Here is a 20,159-nt window from a genome sequence, read left to right on the forward strand (position 1 = left end):
ATGGTCGGGCTTGTCCCGACCATCCACGTCTTGGCAGATCGAGGGCGGTGTTCAAGTCGTGGATGCTCGCCACAAGGGCGAGCATGACGGCGGTGTAGAGGCTGAACGAGCATGATCCCGCGCTATTCCCGCCCCGAGATGGTCGCCATCTGGGAGCCGCAGACCCGGTTCCGCATCTGGTTCGAGATCGAGGCGCACGCCACCGACAAGCTCGCCGAGCTCGGCGTGGTGCCGAAGGAGGCCGCCGCGACCATCTGGGCCAAGGCCAAGGACGCGGTCTTCGATGTCGCGCGCATCGACGAGATCGAGCGTGTCACCAAGCACGACGTCATCGCCTTCCTGACGCATCTCGCCGAGATCGTCGGGCCCGAGGCGCGTTTCGTCCACCAGGGCATGACCTCGTCGGACATCCTCGATACGACGCTTTCGGTTCAGCTCGCCCGGGCCACCGACATCCTGATCGCCGATGTCGAGGCGCTGCTCGCCGCGATCAGGCGCCGCGCCTTCGAGCACAAGCTCACCCCGACGATCGGCCGCTCGCACGGCATCCATGCCGAGCCGGTGACCTTCGGGCTCAAGCTGGCGCAGGCCTATGCCGAGTTCGACCGCTGCCGGGCCCGCCTCGTCGCGGCGCGGGCGGAGATCGCGACCTGCGCGATCTCGGGCGCGGTCGGCACCTTCGCCAATATCGACCCGCAGGTCGAAGCCTATGTCGCGGAGAAGATGGGCCTCACCGTCGAGCCGGTCTCGACGCAGGTGATCCCGCGCGACCGGCACGCGATGTATTTCGCGACGCTCGGCGTCGTCGCTTCCTGCATCGAGCGGCTGGCGATCGAGATCCGCCACCTGCAGCGCACCGAGGTCTACGAGGCGGAGGAGTATTTCTCGCCGGGCCAGAAGGGCTCCTCGGCGATGCCGCACAAGCGCAATCCCGTCCTGACCGAGAACCTGACCGGCCTTGCCCGCCTCGTGCGCGGCATGGTCACGCCGGCGCTGGAGAACGTCGCGCTCTGGCACGAGCGCGATATCTCGCACTCTTCGGTCGAGCGCATGATCGGACCGGACGCGACGGTGACGCTCGACTTCGCGCTGGCGCGGCTGACGGGGGTCGTCGACAAGCTGCTGATCTATCCGCAGAACATGCGCAAGAACCTCGACCGGCTCGGCGGGCTGCATAATTCGCAGCGCGTCCTCCTGGCACTGACGCAGGCCGGCGCCAGCCGCGAGGATGCCTATTCCATGGTCCAGCGCAACGCGATGCGCACCTGGGAGCATGGCGAGGATTTCCTGACCAATCTGCTCGCCGACAAGGATGTGGCCGAGAAGCTCTCGGCCTCCGAACTGCAGGCAATGTTCGACGAGGGCTATCACTTCAAGCACGTCGACACGATCTTCCGCCGGGTGTTCGGGGAATAGCTGACGGGCTAGACTTCGGCGACGGCAGGGCTATCTACGACCCATGAAATCCTCCGACGTCGATATCCTCATCATCCCCGGCTGGTCGGGCTCTGGCCCGGATCATTGGCAGAGCCGTTGGGAGTCCCGGCTCCACACGGCGCGCCGCGTGGTGCAGGACGACTGGTACAAGCCGTCTCGCCATGTCTGGGCCGAGCGCATCGTGCAGGCGGTGCGCAACGCGACGCGGCCGGTTGTGCTCGTCGCCCATTCGGCTGGCGTGAGCGCCGTCGCCCATGCGGCGGAACATCTGCATCCGGGCGAGGTCGCCGGCGCGTTTCTGGTTGCCCCGGCCTCCGAGAAGGCCAAGCGCGCGATTCCCGGCATGGGGCAGGATTTCATCGAGCACCGCCGCGAGAAGCTGCCGTTTCCCTCGGTGCTGATCTCCAGCGCGACCGACCCCTACTGCACGCAGGACGAGGCGCGGGAACTGGCGAAAGCCTGGGGCTCGGAATTCGTCGATGCCGGTGACAGCGGCCATCTCAACACGGAATCCGGGCACGGCCCCTGGCCGGACGGCCTGTTGCGGTTCGCCGGGTTTCTCAAGAGCTTGAGCGCGGTTCCTCAGAGATTGAGTCAGTAGAGACGCTATCCGCCTCGCGACAGCTCGCGAGATGCATTTCGCTGACGAGACCTTTCGAGCATGGATGCATTCTCTGATCCGCAAGCCGTCGCCCGCTACGCCGAGGGGCCGCCGCGTCAGGTGCCGGGCTTCGCCGATCTGCAGCGCATGGTTATGCTCCTCCTTGCGGAGCGGGCGCCGGACGATGCGCGGGTGCTGGTGCTCGGCGCGGGCGGTGGACTGGAAATCAAGGCATTTGCCGAGGCGCGACCCGGCTGGCGGTTCGATGGGGTCGATCCGTCCGCCGAAATGCTTGATCTCGCAAAGCTGACCCTCGGCCCTCTGGTTGCCCGCGCGGATCTACACCATGGGCTGATCGACATCGCGCCCGAGGGGCCGTTCGATGCCGCAGCCTGCATCCTGACCTTGCACTTCGTCGAACGTGGGGAGCGCCTGCGCACGCTTCGAGAGGTACGCCGGCGCCTGAAGCCTGGGGCTCCCTTCGCGGTCGGGCATTTCAGCATCCCGCAAGGCGAGGGCGATCTTTGGCTGTCGCGCTATGCCGCCTTCGCAGCATCTTCCGGCATCGAGCCGGCGCAGGCGCAGAAGGCGCGGTCGATGATCGCCGAGCGCCTGCCGATCCTCGCTCCCGAAGAGGATGAGCAGCTTCTGCGCGATGCCGGCTTCAGCGACGTCAGCCTCTTCTATGCCGGCTTCGCCTTCCGCGGCTGGGTCGCCTACGCCTGAACGGTTCCGCAAACGGCCCGAAGCGGATGCTACGCCCCGGAAAGTCGGCGGTGGTCCGCGATGACCTCGGCTACGATCCTCCGAGCTTTTTCCATCGACCACTGATCTCCATCAGCGCTTGCGACGGTGATGAGAGCTTTCCACAGCGCCCATCCTCGAGCGCGTCTCCAAGTGTCGTCATCAAACGGAAGTTCAGCACGAAACACGGCGCGACTATCGCCGGAAAATTCTGTCCATGCCATCACCAGATCGCAGGCGGGGTCGCCGACCGCCGAGCTTCCGAAATCAATCACCGCGTAAAGGTCTCCGTCCTTTACCAGCAGATTGCCCGAAGCCACATCACCGTGAACCCATAACGGCTGGCGACGCCATTCCGACGAGAGCGCCGCAGCCCATACTTCGGCAGCGGAGGCGGTATCTATCCTTCCGGTGAGCGCAGACAGGGCGGCCCGGGTTTCCGTGTCATAGACGGCAAGATGCCCGCCACGATGAAAATTGTGGCTCCCCGCCGCAGGTCCGTTGGTTGCATCGATACGGTGCAGTGCAGCCAGGAACAAAGCCAGTGATCGGGCAAAAGCTGGTCGGTCGGTAATACTGCCTGTCGTTGCAGGCTGGCCTTCAAGCCATCGATAGATCGACCAGGGCCAAGGATAGCCTTCGGCTGGCGCGCCCATCGCCAACGGAGCCGGGACCGGGAGTGGCAAATGTGGAGCGAGCCTCGGCAGCCAGCGGTGCTCCTTTTCGACTTGCGCGACGTAAAGTTCTGCGCTCGGCAACCGAACGGACAGTTCCTGGCCAAGCCGAAAGGTTCGATTATCCCAGCCCCCAGGTTGGACGGCTTCCAATGGCAAGGTTGCGTATTGCGGAAATTGCGCTTCGATCAGCCGTCTGACCAGTTCGATGTTGATGACGACGGACAGGTGTTCCTCCAAATTTGGCATCACTGTTTCTTGCAACACCGAATTCGGCTTTCCACCCTAGCCGGGTTCGTTTCGTTGAGTCCCATCAATTGCTATGTTCGGCCCCTTACGAAGGCGACAACGTCATGAAACTCGCTCACATCAACTTGGTTGCGCGAGATGCAAAAGCACTCGCTGTCTTCTATGTGAACGTCTTCAAATGCGGATACCTTCGTGAATCCAAGGTTTTGTCGGGCGAGAAAGTATCGCGAGGCAACGGTCTTCCGAATTCCGAGATATACTCGATCTGGCTGAAATTCCCCGATTGCGATGCCCCATTCCTGGAGATACATGAGCACAAAGTCATGCATGACCGGAAGCAGCCAAGGGTGAATGAGCCTGGCTTCGGGCATCTCTCCTTTCAGGTGGAAGATATCAGCGCGGTGCTGTCGGCGGTCACCGAAGCCGGCGGCGCGCGGGTCGGCGAAGTCACAGACTTTGGATCGAGGGACAAGCCATTTCTAATTGCCTATGTGCGCGATCCGGAAGGCAATATTCTTGAGCTTGAGCAGCCTTGCAATCAATGAAAGTGCCGGCGGCAGCATTGTCCGTATCCTGCTGCTTCCGCTGAGTGAAACGCAAAGATCGCTTCCCGCTTATCGTGGACATTCACCGAAGCCAACGCCTTGGTTCCTTCCGCCCAATAGAAAAGCCGCCCCGGATCGTCCGGGGCGGCTCTTTTCGTTGGAGGCTGGATCAGCCGCCGAGATCAGTTCTCGACATAGGTGATCTTGCCGTCGGCACCCTTCTTCCAGGTGTAGACGGTGTAGTCCGGACGGGTGATGTCGCCCTTCTTGTCGAAGCCGATGTCGCCGATCACGGTCTTGACCGGCTGGCCGCCATGCAGCGCCTCGGCGATCTTCTTCGGATCGGTCGAGTTCGCGCGCTTGGCGCCTTCCGCCATGACCTGGACGGCGGCGTAGCTGTAGAGCGTGTAGGCTTCCGGCTTGAAGTTCTTGGCCTCGAACTTCTTGACGACGGCGGCCGCCTCCGGGCGCTTCTGCGGGTCCGGCGGGAAGGTCATCAGCGTGCCTTCGACACCGGGGCCGCCGATCGTGGCGAACTCGTCGGTGGTGATGCCGTCACCGGAGACGAGAACGGTCTTCAGGCCCTGGTCGCGCATCTGGCGCACGATCAGGCCGCCTTCGGTGTGCAGGCCACCCCAGTAGAGGTAGTCGGCGCCGGACGCCTTGATCTTGGAGACGAGCGCCGAGAAGTCCTTCTCGCCGGCGTTGACGCCTTCGTAGAGCACTTCCTTGACGCCGCCGGCGTTGAGGCCCTTCTTGGTCACGTCGGCCAGGCCCTGACCATAGGTGGTCTTGTCATGGACGACGGCGATCTTCTTGTCCTTGAAGTTCTTCAGCAGATAGGCGGCGGCGACGCCGCCCTGCTGATCGTCACGGCCGCAGGTGCGGAAGGTGTTCCAGAGGCCGCGCTCGGTGACCTTTGGGTTGGTGGCCGAAGGCGAGATCATCAGGATGCCGTTCTCGGCATAGACTTCGGAGGCCGGCATGGTGACGCCGGAGTTGAAGTGGCCGAGGACCCATTTCACGCCGTCGCCGACGAACTTGTTGGCGACCGAGACGCCCTGCTTCGGATCGGAGACGTCGTCGCCGACCGACATGGTGAGCTTCTGGCCGAGGACGCCGCCAGCGGCGTTGATGTCCTCGACCGCTTGCTCGGCGCCGTTCTTGAGCTGTGCGCCGAATGCGGCGTTCGGACCGGTGATCGGGCCGCCGACGCCGAGCTTGATCTGCGCATTGGCCACGCCGGACATGGCGAGGACCGCGCCGAGCGCAATGCCGCCCAACAGCAGTTTCTTCATGTGATGCAACTCCCCTCGATGATTGACAACGGGCTGGACGGTCCGCCCGTCTCGGTGCGTTTTTGTCACCCTAAGCCGCAGTCTTGCGCTTTTTCGGTGGTCTGTCACGCACCAAGCTCGTGAGCTCTTCAGAGCAATTCAGGCCTGATTACGACCCCGGCGCGAGGCTTCCAGCCGAAGGGGCCGGCGCGCTCGAAGAGCCAGTGATATTGCCGCGTCATCTGCTTGGCGCGGTTATAGCGCCAGCCGGCAAAGCCGAAGGCGAGCAGCACGATGCAGTCGACGATGTAGTAGTGCAGCGTCAGCAGCGTGGCCTGGAACAGCGCGAAATGAATGAAGCGCACGAACAGGCCGAGGATCAGCATGTAGAGGACGAGCTGCCAGTTCGGCCGCCAGGTGATGGCGATGGCGCGGCCGGCCATCCAGGCGAGCCAGCCACCCATGATCACGGTGACCAGCAGGAAGAGCCAGATCGTCGGTTCTTCGTAGATGATGCCCTGCATCTCGTGCTCCCGGCTTCACGCTAGACCGCCGCGCGTCCGATCGGACGCGATGACGGTGATCAATCTAGTCGTTATCGCATCGGATTTTTCCGAAAAGTGGAATCCACTTTTCGGTCCGATGCTATGGGGTGGAAGCGGCCAGCGTCGCCACAGCGATGGCATGGCAGGCGCGCAGCCGTCTCTCATCAAAAAGTTGCAGCGGCAGGCGCAAGCCCCTGCCGCCAGCCATCAGTGGCGCCCGCCTTCGAGATAGGCGGCGCGCACCTGCGGGTTGGCGAGGAGTTCCTTGCCCGAACCGCTCATCGTGATGACGCCGTTGACCATGACGTAGCCACGGTGGGCGAGCTTCAGCGCGTGGAAGGCGTTCTGCTCGACCAGGAAGACGGTGAGGCCCTGCGTCCTGTTGAGCTCGCGGATCGCCTCGAAGATCTGCTTCACGATCAGGGGCGCGAGGCCGAGCGAAGGCTCGTCGAGCAGCAGCAGCTTCGGGCGGGCCATCAGCGCGCGGGCGATCGCGACCATCTGCTGCTCGCCGCCCGAGAGCGTGCCGCCGCGCTGCTGCAGGCGCTCCTTGATGCGCGGAAAGAGCACGCAGATCTTCTCGAGATCCTCGTCGAAATGCTCGAAGTTGCGGACGGCGGCGCCCATCTGCAGGTTCTCGAACACCGTCATGCGCGGGAAGATGCGTCTTCCTTCGGGGGACTGCGCGATTCCCAGGCGGGCGATCTGATGACTCGGCATCCGGGTGATGTTGCGGCCGTCATAGGTGATCGAGCCCTCGCGCGCCTGCGGATTGCCGAAGATCGTCATCATCAGGGTGGATTTGCCGGCGCCGTTGGCGCCGATCATGGTGACGATCTCGCCGGCATTGACGTCGATGTCGACGCCCTTCAGCGCGATGATCTTGCCGTAATAGGTCTTGACGCCGCGGACGGCGAGGAGAGGCTGGGCCACAGTCACGAGATGCCGACCTCCGCTTCCACCACTTCGACCTCTTCATCGTCGACGCCGAGATAGGCGGCGATGACCTTCGGGTCGGCCTGAACTTCGGCCGGCGTGCCGTCGGCGATCTTGGTGCCGTAGTCCAGGACCACGACATGGTCCGAAATTTCCATGACCACCGACATGTCGTGCTCGATCAGCAGCAGCGCCGTGCCGAGATCCTTGCGGATCGAGAGCAGCAGCGTGTTGAGGTCATGGCTTTCGCGCGGGTTGAGGCCGGCGGCCGGCTCGTCGAGGCAGAGCAGGACGGGATCGGTGCACATGGCGCGCGCGATCTCGAGACGACGCTGGTCGCCATAGGGCAGGTCGGCGGCGGGATCATCGGCGCGGTGGATCAGATTGATCTTCTCAAGCCAGAACTTGGCCTTCTCGACCGCCTCCTTCTCGCGCGCCTTGTAGCCGCCGACACCGAGCACGCCGAGGAAGGTGAAGCCCGAGGCGATCATCAGCGGGTTGTGCTGGGCGATGAGCAGGTTCTCCAGCACCGTCATGCCGCCGAAGAGGCGGATGTTCTGGAAGGTGCGGGCGACCTTGGCCTTCCAGGAGATGCGGAAGTCGGGCATACGCTCGAGCAGGAAGCTCGAGCCGTCGTCATGGTTGAGCGAGATCAGGCCCTGCGTCGGCTTGTAGAAACCGGTGATGCAGTTGAACACCGTGGTCTTGCCAGCGCCGTTGGGGCCGATCAGCGCGGTGATCTCGCCCTTGCGGGCCTCGAAGGAGAGGGCGTTGACGGCGGTCAGGCCGCCGAAGCGCATGGTGACCTGCTCGACCTCGAGCAGGGGGCGGCCGGAGGGTGCGGTCGAGGCCATCAGCCATGCCCCTCCTGAACGAGATCGGCCGAGATCGTTTTCTTCTCCTTCAGGAAGGCGGTCGGCTCACGCACCGAGATCAGGCCGCGCGGCTTCCAGATCATGATCACCACCATGGCGAAGCCGAAGATCAGCATGCGGTACTTCGTCGGGTCGAAATCCGGCCCGAAGATCTGCTTCAGGAAATCGAGTTCGCGCAGCAATTCGGTGCCGCCGATCATCGCGGTCGCCGCGATGGCGCAACCCCAGAGCGAGCCCATGCCGCCGAGGACGACGATGGCCAGGATGACCGCCGATTCCATGAAGACGAAAGATTCGGGACTGATGAAGCCCTGACGGGCGGAGAAGAACGCCCCGGCGAAACCGCCGAACATCGCGCCCATCGCGAAGGCCGTGAGCTTGGTGTTGGTGGTGTTGATGCCGAGCGAGCGGCAGGCGATCTCGTCCTCGCGCAGTGCCTCCCAGGCGCGGCCGACCGGCAGCCGGCGCAGGCGCAGCGTGACGAAGGCCGTCAGCAAGGCAAGGCACAGGATGAGGTAATAGAGGAAGATCGTTCGGTAGATCGGCGAGAATTCGAGCCCGAACACCGCCGCGAAGCCATTATCGGCCGCGGTGAAGGGGATGCCGAAGAAGCTCGGGCGCGGGATGCCGGAGATGCCGGCGTAGCCGTTCGAGAGCTCCGTCCAGTTGATCAGCACCAGGCGGATGATCTCGCCGAAGGCCAGCGTCACGATGGCGAGGTAGTCGCCGCGCAGGCGCAGCACCGGGAAGCCGAGCAGCATGCCCCAGAAGGCGGAGAGGATGCCGGCCAGCGGCAGCAGGATCCAGAAGGACAGGCCGAAGTTCTTGGCGAGCAGCGCGTAGGAATAGGCGCCGACGGCGTAGAAGGCGACGTAGCCCAGATCGAGCAGACCGGCGAGGCCGACGACGATGTTCAGCCCCCAGCCGAGCATCACGTAGATCAGGATCTGGACACCGAAATTGTCGATCCACTTCAGCGCGCCACCCCAGCCGGCGAGGCCGATCGCGATCGCGGGGAAGCTGACGAGGAAGCCGAGGCCGAAGAGCGAGAACAGCCGCGAATAGCGCTGGAAGAAGGCGATGGTGCCGTGCGGCAGCAGGCGCACTTTCACCTTCTCCTTGCCGCCATTCTGCTGGCGCAGCGCGACCAGCAAGCGCCCGACGAAGACGATGCCGACGGCCCACGCGACGGCCTCCCAGCGCGGGTCAAGCACCAGCACATTGTCCATGTTCTGGCGCGTGCCCCAGGCCACGACCGGAATGCACAGGCCGAGCGTGACGAGGGCTGCGAAGCCGGCCTCCTTGAGGGCCGCCTTGAAGTCGCGGCCGGGAGCGGCCGTGGTTTTGATCGGTTGGCTCGCCATGGCGTCAGACCTTCTCGACTTCGGGGCGACCGAGGATGCCCGAGGGCATGAAGACCAGCACGAGGGCCAGGATGCAGAAGGCGGCGACGTCCTTGTAGTCGATGGTGAAGTAGGCCGACCACATCACCTCGATCAGGCCGATCAGCAGGCCGCCGATCACCGCGCCGGGCAGCGAGCCGATGCCGCCGAGCACGGCAGCGGTGAAGGCCTTGACACCCGGCGTAAAGCCGTCGGCGAAGTTCACCACGCCGTAAAGCACGAGGTACATCACGCCGGCCACCGCGGCGAGCGCTGCGCCCATCACGAAGGTGATCGAGATGGTGCGGTCGACGTCGATGCCGAGGAGGGCGGCCATCTTGCGGTCCTGCTCACAGGCGCGCTGGGCGCGGCCGAGCGGTGTTTTCTGGACGATGTACCAGAAGGCCGCGAGCAGCACTGCCGTCGTCAGGATGATGACGATCTGCTTGTAGGAGATCTGCACCGAGTATGTCGTGCTCTCGATCAGCGTGATCGACTTGTTGAGCAGCGGCGGGATCGACTTGTTGCGCGGGCCCTGCACGACCTGCACGAAGTTCACCAGGAAGATCGACATGCCGATCGCGGAGATCAGGGGCGCGAGGCGGAAAGAGCCGCGCAGGGGCCGGTAGGCGACCCGTTCGATCGTCCAGTTCCAGAGCGAGGTGAAGAACATCGCCAGCGCCAGGACGATGACGAGCGCCAGCAGGATCATGCCGGCGCTCGTGCCGAGGACCGCCGTGACCAGCATGAAAAAGATCAGGGCGATGAAGGCGGAGAGCATGAAGATATCGCCGTGGGCGAAGTTCACCATGCCGATGATGCCGAAGACCATCGTATATCCGATGGCAATGAGACCGTAGATCGATCCCAGTGTCAGCCCGTTGATGAGCTGCTGCAGAAAGACTTCCATTGACGACGCCGACCCCTCGAACCAGCTCCCGTTCTCGTCATCAGCATGACGCTGACGCATGCGGGATGCGATTTCCATGCAGAGCTACCAATGGCTTGCGCCACCGACAATCGCTCCGCGCCAAATTTCTGTCAAAAGCAATTACGAACGAAACGCCTCGAAAATGTGCAGAATACTCTGCGCCGCAGCGCGCTTTTGGCGCATGATGATTGCGCCGTGCGCGCTCGCTGCCTGTGGCTAACGGTTCCAGCGAGCGGACGTGAGTGAGCGCGGCGTTCCGAAACGGGAGCTCTTCAGCGAGGCTCGTCCCGGACCTCGGTTGACGGGCGATCAGCGGTTTTCCCGCTCCAGGACGGTCATCGATGGGGATGATCGCTCCTGGCTTCGCCATGTCAGAACCGCGCCGGGCTGAAGGGCGAAAGATCGATCGCCGGCTGGCGCCCGGCGACGAGTGCGGCAACGAGATCGGCCGTCGCGTGGGATTGCGTCATGCCGTAATGGCCATGGCCGAAGGCGTGGATCACGCGCGGATTGCGGCGTGCCGGGCCGATCACCGGCAGCGAATCGGGCAGGGAAGGGCGGAAGCCCATCCAGAGCCTGCCGCTGTCGAAGGCAGGCAGGCCGTCGATCAGGCGGCTGGCCTTGTCGTAGAGGCGGCGGGTGCGGGCGTGGTTAGGTGGCGCCTCGAGGCCGCCGAACTCGACCGCGCCGCCGATCCGCAGGCCTGAGTCGAGCGGCGTCGTGACGAAGCCGTGGCCCTCGAAGCCGACCGGCCGCGACAAGATCCCGGTGACATCGGGAAAGCTGACATTGTAGCCCCGTTCGGTATCGAGCGGCACGGCATCGCCCAGCGCTGCCGCCAGAGGTCCGCTCCAGGCGCCGGCGGCGATGACCGCGCGGTCCACGACGCGCTGCCAGCCATCGGGGCCGATCAGGGCAGGGCGCTCGCCGAGGGCGATATTGCTGACTTCGGCCTTCTCGAAGACGGCGCCGCGCTCAAGCGCGGCCTCGAACAGCGCGAGCGTCAGCTGATGAGGGTCGCTGACATGGGCGGCGTCGGGGTGGAAGGCCGCGCCAACGAAAGCGGGCTTGAGCGCGGGTTCGAGCTGACGCAGCTCGGCGGGCCCGATCATCTCGACCTTGATGCCGAAGGCGGCCTGGCGCTCCGCGACCTTGCGTGCCGCGGCCAGCGCTCCAGCATCGTCAAAAACGTAAAGCCCGCCCCTCTGGTGGATATGGCGCGTCAGGTTCGTGCGTTTGGCGCGCGCAAGCCAGGCCGGCAAGGCGAGCTTCTGCAAGGCGGCGATCCCGATGATGGAGCGCTCATAGGCTTGCGGGCGCGAGGCCAGAACGAAACGCAGCAACCAGGGCAGGAGCTTCGGCAGATAGGCCGGGCGGATGCTGAGCGGGCCGAGCGGATCGGCCAGGAATTTCGGCACCTGCCGCAGCATCTTGGGGCTGGCGATCGGCAGGATGTCGGTATGGGCGATCCAGCCGGCATTGCCGCGCGAGGGGCCGAAGGCCGGTTCCTGGCGCTCGACGATCAGCACCTCATGCCCCTCGTCGAGGAGAGCATGGGCGATCGCGACGCCGACGATCCCTGCGCCGAGGACCGCGACCTTCATGACAGGGCGAGCTCCTTGAGAGCCGAAGGCTGCTTCACCTCGATCTCGACGAAGGCGATCGGATGATCGGAGCCGTTCATCACGTCGTGGCGGATGCCGGCCGGGCGCATATAGGCCTGCCCCTGCGCCAGCGGCGTGTCGACGACCTCGTTGCCATTGTGGATGCGCAGTGTGCCGGCGATGAGCATCACCACGAAATAGGGCCAGCCATGCTCATGCCAGCCCGTCACGGCACCCGGCTCGAAATCCCAGCGCGTGATCCGGATCGTCTCGTCATCCTGCTGGACGGTCGGCACAGCGGGAATCGAACAGGCGAAGGCCATCCGGTAGCTCCTTGTCGGCTCGCCGCGTCATTGGCCGGTGCAGCTCTCCGATCCATCGGGACGGTGTCGCACTGCTGCCGGGCCGATCATGGCGATCTGCCGAGCTTGATATATCTGAATTGATATATCAAGCTGCCGAGCGAGATCAAGGTGCCGCGGCATCGCTCGGGGAAGCCATGAAGCAAAAGGAGACCATCGACCCGGAGCGTGACGGCATGCATGTCGTCAGCGCTGGCGAGAGCCAGGCCGAGGTCGCCTACCGGCGCCTGGAGGAGGCAATCGTCACGCTCTCGCTGCGCGCCGGCGCGGTGCTGACCGAAGCGCAGCTGATCGACCTCGTCGGGCTGGGGCGGACGCCGGTGCGCGAGGCCTTGATCCGGCTGGCGCAGCATGGGCTGGTCCAGATCCTGCCGCGCAAGGGCGTTCTCGTCGCCGATATCAGCGCGATCGACATTATCGCTGCGCTCGATGCGCGCGAGGTGCTGGAACGCCTCGTGGTTGGTGAGGCGGCGAAGCGGGCAGGTCCTGCCGAACGGATCGCGATCGTCGAGGCTGCAAAGGCAATGCGCCGGACCGCCGAGGCGGGCGATGTCATGGGCTATATGCGGCTCGACAAGGAGCTGGACGCGCTGGTGGCTCAGGCGGCGCGCAGTCCCTATGCGACCCGCGCGGTCGAGCCGCTGCAGGCGCTGATCAGGCGTGCCTGGTATCATTTCGAGCGGCGGGACGATCTGGTGCCAGCTGCCCTGCATCATGGCAGTCTCGCCCAAGCTATCGCCGGCGCGGATTCGCTTGCCGCCATGGCAGCGAGCGACGCGCTGATGTCGCATCTTCGCAAAGGGTTGCTGGCGACGCTGGATCGTTGAGACGATTACGGTCGGTATTCTGATATATCTGCAAGCGCGACGCGACCCGTCGCTTGCCTGGTGGCGACTGGTGCTGGCGGCTCTGAACCTCTACATGATCAGGTATTCTGCCTGATCCGGAACAGCGAGCCAGCGCCTGAGTCCATGACGAAAACCGTTCACCCGCTGCCGCCTGCCCTGGGACGTCCGGATCCTGCCACGTTCCGCGATGCCATGGCGCAGGTCGTCAGCGCGGTGCATGTCGTGACCGCGGAGGGGCCGGGCGGTCGCGTCGGGCTCACGGCGACGGCGGTCGCCTCTGTTTCCGATTCGCCGCCGACGGTGCTGGCCTGCATCGCGCGGGCGAGCCGCACGCTGGCGGCGATCGAGGCAAGCGGCGCCTTCTGCATCAACACCTTGCCGGCCCATCTTGCCGAGCTGGCCGAGATTTTTGCGAGCCGGCGCGGCATCGATGGCGATGCTCGCTTCATGACAGCCCGCTGGGGCACGCTTGCGACCGGCTCGCCAGTCCTGCTCGACGCGATTTCCGCCTTTGACTGCCGGCTGGTCGCTACGCACGATATCGCCAGCCACCGCATCCTGATCGGCGAGGTCGCAGGCCTTGGCGGGGCGGGGCAGGGTGCCGGCCTGATCTATCGTCAGCGGCAGTTCGGTTCCGTCTGACCTTTTCGACGATCGTCGCAAGCCGAGCTGCCCCTTGTGCAGACGAGCGCTTTGCGGCCATGGATAGGAACTGGACAGCCTTCGAACCGCGCCGGCCGCAATCGCCCGAGCCGCGGCCTACAGCTCGGGAGACGCGCCATGGCGATGACGATGAACGGCGAGGCGACGCTGCCTGCCGCGAAGGACGTGGTTTGGGCCAAGCTGAACGATGCCGACGTGCTGAAGGCCTGCATCCCCGGCTGCGAGCAGCTCAACAAGGACGACGATACGCATTTCTCCGCCGTGGTGAAGGTCAAGCTCGGGCCGGTGAAGGCGACCTTCAAGGGCAAGGTCGAGCTCAGCGACCTCGATCCGCCGAACGGCTATCGCATTGCCGGCGAGGGCGAAGGCGGCATCGCCGGCTTCGCCAAGGGCGGAGCCCGGGTTGGCTTGAGCGATGGCGAGGATGGGCAGACGCTGCTGCGCTACGAGGTCGAGGCCCAGGTCGGCGGCAAGCTGATGCAGCTCGGCTCGCGGCTGATCGACTCGGTCTCGAAGAAACTCGCCGACGAGTTCTTCGCCAATTTCGCCAAGGCGGTCAGCGAAGGCTGAGAGCTCCGTCATTCCGGGGCGGCGCGTCAGCGCCGAGCCCGGAACCCATGACCACGACACCGTCGAAGGTTCGCCGCGGTTGCCGTAGCGCCCATGCTCCGATCCTCGTGGTCATGGGTTCCGGGCTCAGCCTGCGGGCTGCCCCGGAATGACGCTGGAGCTCCGCGCAGGCTTGCAGCGCCAGCTGTCGACTGCATCCAGGGTCAGTCCCTTTCGTATCGAAACACGCCGTCATTCCGGACAAGCCGCCTTCGGCGGCGCCGATCCGGAATCCATCGTAAGGCGCTACGCCCTTCGATGGATTCCGGGTCAAGCCCGGAATGACGGCGTGTTTCGTCGCTCGAAAATGCTCCGAGGCGGCCCGTTCACGAAGCCTTGCGCAGGGCGTCCAGCGCCTGGGAGACCGCCGTCTCGGCCGCGCCGACCTGCAGGGCGACGTCGGCGGCGGCTGCGTTTGCCCGTTCCAGGGCGCCCTGCGTCATGTCGAGGCTGTCGTTGACGGCGTTGGCGCTTTCAATTGCGACATCCGAACTGTCGGCGACCAGCGAGGCATCGTGAGCGATCATCGCGGTGACCCGGCTCTGCTGGGAGACGGCTTCCGAAATCGCCTCGGAATCCTGCCTGATCGCATCGACCGTGGCGGCGATGGCTGCAGCATGGGCGCTGCAGGATTCGGCACTGGCGGTGAGCTCGGCGATCTGGCCGGCGATGTCCTGCGTGGCGTTCGCGGTCTGCGTCGCCAATGACTTCACCTCGGAAGCGACCACGGAGAAGCCACGCCCGGACTCGCCAGCGCGCGCGGCCTCGATCGTGGCGTTGAGGGCGAGCAGATTGGTCTGTGCGGCGATGTCGGCGATCATGCCGACAACCTTGCCGATATTGCCCGTCACCTCGCGCAAGCGGGCAATCGCCTGATTCATCTGTCCGGCATCGAGCACGGCCTGATGCGTGATCGACAAGCTCTGCCGGGCGCGCTGGCCGATATCGGCGATGTTGGCTGACATCTCCTCCGTGGCGGCGGCGGTCTGGATCGATTTTTCCCGTACGACCACCGAGGCGCTCGCGACCTTGCCGACCGTATCCTTGATGAAGGCGGTGGCGCGGCCGGTCTCGGCGGCGGTGGAGACGAACTGCTCGACGGCTTCGCTGATGGTGTCGTCCAGGTTGCCGATCCGGGAGCGCAGGGTCGCGGCGGTCTGATCGATGGCGGAGGCTCGCCGCCGCGCATCGGCCTCCTCGTACTCGCGGTTCATCGTCATCGTCGTGTTGACGTCGTAGGTCAGGACACGCTCGATGATGAACAATTCTTCGGTGAACCGGGTGGGCTGGAGCAGCGCACGCCGGCGGCTCGCCAGGCAGAGCTCCCGCATCAACGAGAAGGCGATCGAGGCGCGCGCCCGGGTGCGGACATTGCCCAGCCGCTCCAACTGGCAGAGCCGCGCGATCGAGGCGGCATAAACCTCGTCGAAGTCCCCCGTGAACAGCAGGCGGAAATGCTCGGCCTCGGCGCGATAGAGTTCTTCCGCAACAGGCCGGACGGTCTCGCGCAGCTCGGGAAGAATGACGAAGGCGCGCTCAAAATCCTCCGCGACCAGCCTGTCAATCACCCGATTGACGAGCGGCCGGTAAAGGAGCAGCTGCCGACGCTGCTCTTCGCCATAGCCGATCGCCTTCAGGCGACGCTGAATCTGATCCATTATCAGAAGCACGAACTGCTCACGCGGCCGGTCAGTCACACGCCAGATCTGGCAGATGGTCGTTAAGAATTCGAGAATGCTGCCGCGAGGTGAAGGTGTCGCCGTAGCGAAACTCGCGAAATCCGAGATTTTCGCAAGAAAATGGCGCTTTTCTAAAATGTGATGCCGCTTGACCCGGCAAAATCGCGGGTCCACACTCGTTTTTGAGCTGTTCCAAGGAAAAGCTGCCCGACGGGGCGAAGCTGCCGGAAGCGCTCGGCCTGACCCAGACCCAGGGAGGGGGTGGGCGGGCCTCAGAGACGGGTCACAGGAGATGTGCTCATGACCACTGTTTCACTGACGGTGAACGGCAAAGCCGTCACCGCCAATGTCGACCCGCGCACCCTGCTGGTGCAGTTCCTTCGCGAAAACCTCAGACTGACCGGCACCCATATCGGCTGCGACACCAGCCAGTGCGGCGCCTGCGTCGTCCATCTCGACGGCAAGGCCGTCAAATCTTGCACCACGCTCGCCGTCTCGGTCGACGGCGCGAACGTGACCACGATCGAGGGCCTGGCGGATGGTAGCACCCTGCACCCGATGCAGGAGGCCTTCCGCGAGCATCATGGTCTGCAATGCGGCTTCTGTACGCCCGGCATGATCATGGCCGCCGTCGACATGGTGAACCGGCGCGGCCACCATCTCGACGAGAAGACGATCCGCGAGGATCTCGAAGGCAACATCTGCCGCTGCACGGGCTACCACAACATCGTCAAGGCGATCGCCGCCGGTGCGGAGGCGATGGGCAAGGGCGCGGCGCCGGTGCGCCAGGCCGCCGAGTGAGGCATCCGCCTGCGCCCTGTCGCGCGGGCTTTTCGTCCTTCATGCGTTCCATGCAGTGAGGCGTCCGAAAGAGGCGCTGTGCGAGGAGGGAACACCATGTCCGTTACCGGAATCGGCGCCGCAGTCCGTCGCAAGGAAGATCATCGTTTCATCACCGGCCAGGGCCGCTATACCGACGACGTCAACCGACCGGGCCAGGCCCATGCCTATTTCCTGCGCTCGCCCCATGCGCATGCCAAGATCAAGTCGATCGATACCAAGGCCGCCGCGGCGATGCCGGGCGTGCTCGGCATCTTCACCGGCGCCGATCTTGCTGCCGACAAGATCGGCGGGCTGATCTGCGGCTGGATGATTCACAACAAGGACGGCTCGCCGATGCGCGCCGGTCCGCATCCGGCACTCGCCCAGGGCAAGGTGCGCTATGTCGGCGACCATGTCGCCGTGGTGGTGGCCGAGAGCCTGGCGCAGGCGCGCGACGCGGCTGAGGCGATCGCGATCGACTATGAGGTGCTGCCCGCCGTGGTCGACACGGGCAAGGCGGCGGGCGCCAAGACCGCGATCCATGACGAGGCGCCGGACAACAGCGTGTTCAACTGGCATCTCGGCGACAAGGACGCGACCGAGAAGGCCTTCAAGGCCGCCAAGCACGTCACGAAGCTCGACCTCGTCAACAACCGGCTGGTGCCGAACGCGATGGAGCCGCGAGCGGCGGTCGGCGACTACGATGCCGGCGACGGCGTCTTCACCCTCTACACCACCAGCCAGAACCCGCATGTGGCGCGGCTCGTGCTCTCGGCCTTCATCGGCATCGCGCCGGAGAACAAGCTGCGCGTGATCGCGCCGGATGTCGGCGGCGGCTTCGGCTCAAAGATCTTCATCTATGCCGAGGAGACGGTCTGCGTCTGGGCGGCGAAGAAGGTCGGGCGGCCGGTGAAGTGGACGGCGGATCGCACCGAGGCCTTCCTTTCGGACGCGCATGGCCGCGATCACGTCACGCATGCGGAGCTCGCGACCGACGCGGAGGGCAAGATCCTCGGTCTCAAGGTCCATACGACGGCCAATCTCGGCGCCTATCTTTCGACGTTCTCGTCGTCGGTGCCGACCTATCTCTATGCGCCGCTGCTGTCCGGCCAGTACGACATCCCGGCGATCTATTGCGAGGTCGATGCGGTCTATACCAACACGGCCCCGGTCGATGCCTATCGCGGCGCCGGGCGGCCGGAGGCGACCTTCGTGGTCGAGCGGCTGGTCGAGGTCACCGCGCGCCAGCTCGGCAAGGACCCGGCCAAGTTCCGGCTGCTGAACTACATCAAGAAGTTTCCGCATCAGACGCCGGTCATCATGATGTACGACGCCGGCAATTACAGCGCCTCGCTGAAGAAGGCGCTGGAGATGATCGACTACAAGGGGCTCGGCAAGCGCAAGCGCGACTCGGCCCGCGCTGGCAAGCTGCGCGGCATCGGCTTCTCCTCCTATATCGAGGCCTGCGGCATTGCGCCGTCGGCGGCGGTTGGCTCGCTCGGCGCGGGCGTGGGCCTGTGGGAATCCGCCGAGGTTCGGGTCAATCCGGTCGGGACGGTCGAGGTGCTGACCGGCTCGCACAGCCACGGCCAGGGCCATGAGACGACCTTCGCGCAGTTGGTCTCTGACCGATTGGGCATCCCGATCGACAATATCTCGATCGTCCATGGCGACACCGACAAGGTGCAGATGGGCATGGGCACCTACGGCTCGCGCTCCGGTGCAGTCGGCATGTCCGCTATCTTCAAGGCGCTCGACAAGGTGATCGCCAAGGGCAAGAAGGTCGCCGCCTATGTGCTGGAGGCGGACGAGGCCGATATCGACTTCGCCGACGGGCATTTCGCGGTGAAGGGCACCGACCGCAAGCTCGATTTCGGCTCCTGCGCGCTGCAGGCCTATGTCGCGCACAAGTTCAACGGGCAGGAGCTCGAGCCGGGGCTGAAGGAAGGGGCGTTCTACGACCCAACCAACTTCACCTTCCCGGCCGGCGTCCATATCTGCGAGGTCGAGATCGACCCCGATACGGGCGTGACCAGGATCGACCGCTGGGCGGCGGTCGATGATTTCGGCAACGTCATCAATCCGATGATCGTCGAGGGGCAGGTCCACGGCGGCATCGCCCAGGGCGTGGGCCAGGCGCTGCTCGAAGGCGCCCGCTACAATGGCGACGGCCAGCTCGTGACCGCGAGCTTCATGGACTACTGCATGCCGCGCGCCGACGACCTGCCGTCCTTCGATGTCGGCATGACCGTGACGCCGTGCCCGTCGAACCCGCTCGGCATCAAGGGCTGCGGCGAGGCCGGAGCCATCGCATCGCCGCCCGCCGTTATCAACGCCATCACCGACGCGCTCGGCCATGAGGACATCGCGATGCCGGCCACGCCCCAGGCGGTGTGGCGCGCGGCGCAGAAGTCGATCAGCCGCATGGCGGCCGAGTGAGCTGAAAGGAAGAGCACATGTACGCTTTCACCTATCACAAGCCCACCAGCGCCCGGCAGGCGGCGACGCTGCTCGCCAAGAAGGAGGACGCCAAGCTCCTGGCTGGCGGCCACACTTTGCTGCCGACGATGAAGCAGCGGCTGGCTTCGCCTTCGGCGCTGGTCGATCTCGGAGCTTGCGCCGATCTCAAGGGCATCGCCCGCAAGGGGCGCAACCTCGTCATCGGCGCGATGACGACCCATGCCGAGGTCGAGGCCTCGGCGGAGGTGCAGGAAGCCATTCCGGCGCTCGCCTTCCTCGCCGGCCATATCGGCGACCCGCATGTGCGCAACCGCGGCACGATCGGCGGCTCGGTCGCCAATAACGACCCAGCGGCGGACTATCCTGCGGCGCTGCTGGCGCTCGGCGCCACGGTCGTCACCAACAAGCGCAAGCTGACCGCCGACGAGTTCTTCACCGGGCTCTACGAGACGGCGCTGGAAGAGGGCGAGATCATCACCAAGGTCTCGTTCCCGCTCGCCTCGAAGGCGGGCTACGCCAAGTTCCGCAACCCGGCCTCGCGCTATGCCATGGTCGGCGTCTTCGTCGCCAAGCGCGGCAGCGAGATCCGCGTCGCGGTGACAGGGGCGGGCGAGGGCGGCGTGTTCCGCTGGCCGGAGGCGGAGGCGGCGCTCAAGGCGCGCTTCGCGCCGAAGTCGCTCGACGGGCTCAAGCACACGGCGAAGGGCATCAACGGCGATATCCACGCCGATCCCGAGTACCGCGCCCACCTGATCGGCTCCATGGCCAAGCAGGCCGTGGCGCAGGCGACAGGGAAGTAGACATGCTCCGCAGCCTTCCTTCTCCCCTTGCGGGAGAAGGTGGCAGCGCGAAGCGCTGACGGATGAGGGGTCGCGCCGCGCTATCCGTCATTGCGAGGAGCGGAGCGACGAAGCAA

General features: G+C 65.1%; 19 protein-coding genes and 1 pseudogene. 10 read left to right on the top strand and 10 right to left on the bottom strand.

The features are described from left to right. The first annotated feature begins 111 nt into the window (after positions 1 to 111). The 3 genes from purB to FQV39_RS00315 are packed head-to-tail and all read left to right on the top strand — an operon-like array spanning position 112 to position 2,764. On the top strand, positions 112 to 1,416 hold the full coding sequence (purB, locus tag FQV39_RS00305; protein WP_149128489.1) for an adenylosuccinate lyase: 1,305 nt from the start codon (positions 112 to 114) through the stop codon (positions 1,414 to 1,416). Between the two features lie 43 nt (positions 1,417 to 1,459). After that, positions 1,460 to 2,038: an RBBP9/YdeN family alpha/beta hydrolase gene (locus tag FQV39_RS00310; protein WP_149128490.1), complete on the top strand. Its 579-nt coding sequence runs from the start codon at positions 1,460 to 1,462 to the stop codon at positions 2,036 to 2,038. 60 nt (positions 2,039 to 2,098) lie between these two features. After that, positions 2,099 to 2,764, top strand: coding sequence for a class I SAM-dependent methyltransferase (locus FQV39_RS00315; protein WP_149128491.1), 666 nt, complete (start codon positions 2,099 to 2,101; stop codon positions 2,762 to 2,764). A gap of 29 nt (positions 2,765 to 2,793) precedes the next feature. Here the strand turns inward: FQV39_RS00315 and FQV39_RS00320 are convergent, their stop codons facing one another. Beyond that, positions 2,794 to 3,705, bottom strand: a complete 912-nt coding sequence (locus FQV39_RS00320; protein WP_149133578.1) for an aminoglycoside phosphotransferase family protein — start codon at positions 3,703 to 3,705, stop codon at positions 2,794 to 2,796. 104 nt (positions 3,706 to 3,809) lie between these two features. On the opposite strand from FQV39_RS00320, the gene FQV39_RS00325 reads away from it, so the two are divergent. Next, complete coding sequence (locus FQV39_RS00325; protein WP_149128492.1) at positions 3,810 to 4,250, top strand: VOC family protein; 441 nt, start codon at positions 3,810 to 3,812, stop codon at positions 4,248 to 4,250. A gap of 182 nt (positions 4,251 to 4,432) precedes the next feature. Here FQV39_RS00325 and FQV39_RS00330 read toward each other — a convergent pair whose 3' ends face one another. The 8 genes and pseudogenes from FQV39_RS00330 to FQV39_RS00365 form a co-directional block, all read right to left on the bottom strand. Further along, the gene (locus FQV39_RS00330; protein ID WP_149128493.1) at positions 4,433 to 5,548 is read right to left on the bottom strand and encodes a branched-chain amino acid ABC transporter substrate-binding protein; all 1,116 of its coding nucleotides are present in this window, start codon (positions 5,546 to 5,548) and stop codon (positions 4,433 to 4,435) included. Positions 5,549 to 5,676: 128 nt separating this feature from the next. After that, a complete protein-coding gene (locus FQV39_RS00335; protein WP_149128494.1) occupies positions 5,677 to 6,051 on the bottom strand; it encodes a DUF6867 family protein in 375 nt (124 codons plus the stop codon). Positions 6,052 to 6,279: 228 nt separating this feature from the next. Next, the gene (locus FQV39_RS00340) at positions 6,280 to 7,011 is read right to left on the bottom strand and encodes an ABC transporter ATP-binding protein (protein WP_149128495.1); all 732 of its coding nucleotides are present in this window, start codon (positions 7,009 to 7,011) and stop codon (positions 6,280 to 6,282) included. A gap of 29 nt (positions 7,012 to 7,040) precedes the next feature. Next, positions 7,041 to 7,862, bottom strand: a pseudogene (locus FQV39_RS00345) (ABC transporter ATP-binding protein); the annotation flags it as partial. Next, the gene (livM, locus tag FQV39_RS00350) at positions 7,862 to 9,247 is read right to left on the bottom strand and encodes a high-affinity branched-chain amino acid ABC transporter permease LivM (protein ID WP_149128497.1); all 1,386 of its coding nucleotides are present in this window, start codon (positions 9,245 to 9,247) and stop codon (positions 7,862 to 7,864) included. The pseudogene FQV39_RS00345 and the gene livM, both read right to left, overlap by 1 nt. A gap of 4 nt (positions 9,248 to 9,251) precedes the next feature. Next, positions 9,252 to 10,175, bottom strand: coding sequence for an ABC transporter permease subunit (locus tag FQV39_RS00355; RefSeq protein WP_149128498.1), 924 nt, complete (start codon positions 10,173 to 10,175; stop codon positions 9,252 to 9,254). Between the two features lie 392 nt (positions 10,176 to 10,567). Further along, positions 10,568 to 11,800 (bottom strand): NAD(P)/FAD-dependent oxidoreductase, encoded by a 1,233-nt coding sequence (locus FQV39_RS00360; RefSeq protein ID WP_149128499.1) that lies wholly within the window; start codon positions 11,798 to 11,800, stop codon positions 10,568 to 10,570. Then, on the bottom strand, positions 11,797 to 12,123 hold the full coding sequence (locus FQV39_RS00365) for a cupin domain-containing protein (RefSeq protein WP_149128500.1): 327 nt from the start codon (positions 12,121 to 12,123) through the stop codon (positions 11,797 to 11,799). Before FQV39_RS00365 ends, FQV39_RS00360 begins: the two co-directional genes overlap by 4 nt. Before the next feature lie 176 nt (positions 12,124 to 12,299). Between FQV39_RS00365 and FQV39_RS00370 the strand changes: the two genes are divergently transcribed. The 3 genes from FQV39_RS00370 (at position 12,300) to FQV39_RS00380 (ending at position 14,243) form a co-directional block, all read left to right on the top strand. Further along, positions 12,300 to 12,989: a GntR family transcriptional regulator gene (locus FQV39_RS00370; protein ID WP_149128501.1), complete on the top strand. Its 690-nt coding sequence runs from the start codon at positions 12,300 to 12,302 to the stop codon at positions 12,987 to 12,989. Positions 12,990 to 13,133: 144 nt separating this feature from the next. Then, the gene (locus FQV39_RS00375) at positions 13,134 to 13,652 is read left to right on the top strand and encodes a flavin reductase family protein (RefSeq protein WP_149128502.1); all 519 of its coding nucleotides are present in this window, start codon (positions 13,134 to 13,136) and stop codon (positions 13,650 to 13,652) included. Between the two features lie 138 nt (positions 13,653 to 13,790). After that, positions 13,791 to 14,243, top strand: a complete 453-nt coding sequence (locus tag FQV39_RS00380; protein WP_149128503.1) for an SRPBCC family protein — start codon at positions 13,791 to 13,793, stop codon at positions 14,241 to 14,243. A 365-nt stretch (positions 14,244 to 14,608) separates the two neighbouring features. Here FQV39_RS00380 and FQV39_RS34060 read toward each other — a convergent pair whose 3' ends face one another. Beyond that, positions 14,609 to 15,940, bottom strand: coding sequence for a methyl-accepting chemotaxis protein (locus tag FQV39_RS34060; RefSeq protein WP_149128504.1), 1,332 nt, complete (start codon positions 15,938 to 15,940; stop codon positions 14,609 to 14,611). A 321-nt stretch (positions 15,941 to 16,261) separates the two neighbouring features. Between FQV39_RS34060 and FQV39_RS00390 the strand changes: the two genes are divergently transcribed. The 3 genes from FQV39_RS00390 (at position 16,262) to FQV39_RS00400 (ending at position 20,043) form a co-directional block, all read left to right on the top strand. Beyond that, positions 16,262 to 16,762 carry a (2Fe-2S)-binding protein gene (locus FQV39_RS00390; protein ID WP_149128505.1) on the top strand — a complete coding sequence of 167 codons (501 nt, stop codon included), beginning with the start codon at positions 16,262 to 16,264 and terminating at the stop codon, positions 16,760 to 16,762. A 96-nt stretch (positions 16,763 to 16,858) separates the two neighbouring features. After that, positions 16,859 to 19,222, top strand: a complete 2,364-nt coding sequence (locus FQV39_RS00395; RefSeq protein ID WP_149128506.1) for a xanthine dehydrogenase family protein molybdopterin-binding subunit — start codon at positions 16,859 to 16,861, stop codon at positions 19,220 to 19,222. Between the two features lie 17 nt (positions 19,223 to 19,239). Then, positions 19,240 to 20,043: an FAD binding domain-containing protein gene (locus FQV39_RS00400; RefSeq protein ID WP_149128507.1), complete on the top strand. Its 804-nt coding sequence runs from the start codon at positions 19,240 to 19,242 to the stop codon at positions 20,041 to 20,043. Positions 20,044 to 20,159: the final 116 nt, after the last annotated feature.

Source organism: Bosea sp. F3-2 (genome assembly GCF_008253865.1).
GTDB lineage: Bacteria > Pseudomonadota > Alphaproteobacteria > Rhizobiales > Beijerinckiaceae > Allobosea.

What these genes read in the sequence shown, in the direction of transcription:
- purB (WP_149128489.1), top strand. Translation starts at nt 112, where the DNA reads ATGATCCCGCGCTATTCCCGCCCCGAGATGGTCGCCATCTGGGAGCCG.
- FQV39_RS00310 (WP_149128490.1), top strand. Translation starts at nt 1,460, where the DNA reads ATGAAATCCTCCGACGTCGATATCCTCATCATCCCCGGCTGGTCGGGC.
- FQV39_RS00315 (WP_149128491.1), top strand. Translation starts at nt 2,099, where the DNA reads ATGGATGCATTCTCTGATCCGCAAGCCGTCGCCCGCTACGCCGAGGGG.
- FQV39_RS00320 (WP_149133578.1), bottom strand. Translation starts at nt 3,705, where the DNA reads ATGCCAAATTTGGAGGAACACCTGTCCGTCGTCATCAACATCGAACTG.
- FQV39_RS00325 (WP_149128492.1), top strand. Translation starts at nt 3,810, where the DNA reads ATGAAACTCGCTCACATCAACTTGGTTGCGCGAGATGCAAAAGCACTC.
- FQV39_RS00330 (WP_149128493.1), bottom strand. Translation starts at nt 5,548, where the DNA reads ATGAAGAAACTGCTGTTGGGCGGCATTGCGCTCGGCGCGGTCCTCGCC.
- FQV39_RS00335 (WP_149128494.1), bottom strand. Translation starts at nt 6,051, where the DNA reads ATGCAGGGCATCATCTACGAAGAACCGACGATCTGGCTCTTCCTGCTG.
- livM (WP_149128497.1), bottom strand. Translation starts at nt 9,247, where the DNA reads ATGGCGAGCCAACCGATCAAAACCACGGCCGCTCCCGGCCGCGACTTC.
- FQV39_RS00355 (WP_149128498.1), bottom strand. Translation starts at nt 10,175, where the DNA reads ATGGAAGTCTTTCTGCAGCAGCTCATCAACGGGCTGACACTGGGATCG.
- FQV39_RS00360 (WP_149128499.1), bottom strand. Translation starts at nt 11,800, where the DNA reads ATGAAGGTCGCGGTCCTCGGCGCAGGGATCGTCGGCGTCGCGATCGCC.
- FQV39_RS00365 (WP_149128500.1), bottom strand. Translation starts at nt 12,123, where the DNA reads ATGGCCTTCGCCTGTTCGATTCCCGCTGTGCCGACCGTCCAGCAGGAT.
- FQV39_RS00370 (WP_149128501.1), top strand. Translation starts at nt 12,300, where the DNA reads ATGAAGCAAAAGGAGACCATCGACCCGGAGCGTGACGGCATGCATGTC.
- FQV39_RS00375 (WP_149128502.1), top strand. Translation starts at nt 13,134, where the DNA reads ATGACGAAAACCGTTCACCCGCTGCCGCCTGCCCTGGGACGTCCGGAT.
- FQV39_RS00380 (WP_149128503.1), top strand. Translation starts at nt 13,791, where the DNA reads ATGGCGATGACGATGAACGGCGAGGCGACGCTGCCTGCCGCGAAGGAC.
- FQV39_RS34060 (WP_149128504.1), bottom strand. Translation starts at nt 15,940, where the DNA reads ATGGATCAGATTCAGCGTCGCCTGAAGGCGATCGGCTATGGCGAAGAG.
- FQV39_RS00390 (WP_149128505.1), top strand. Translation starts at nt 16,262, where the DNA reads ATGACCACTGTTTCACTGACGGTGAACGGCAAAGCCGTCACCGCCAAT.
- FQV39_RS00395 (WP_149128506.1), top strand. Translation starts at nt 16,859, where the DNA reads ATGTCCGTTACCGGAATCGGCGCCGCAGTCCGTCGCAAGGAAGATCAT.
- FQV39_RS00400 (WP_149128507.1), top strand. Translation starts at nt 19,240, where the DNA reads ATGTACGCTTTCACCTATCACAAGCCCACCAGCGCCCGGCAGGCGGCG.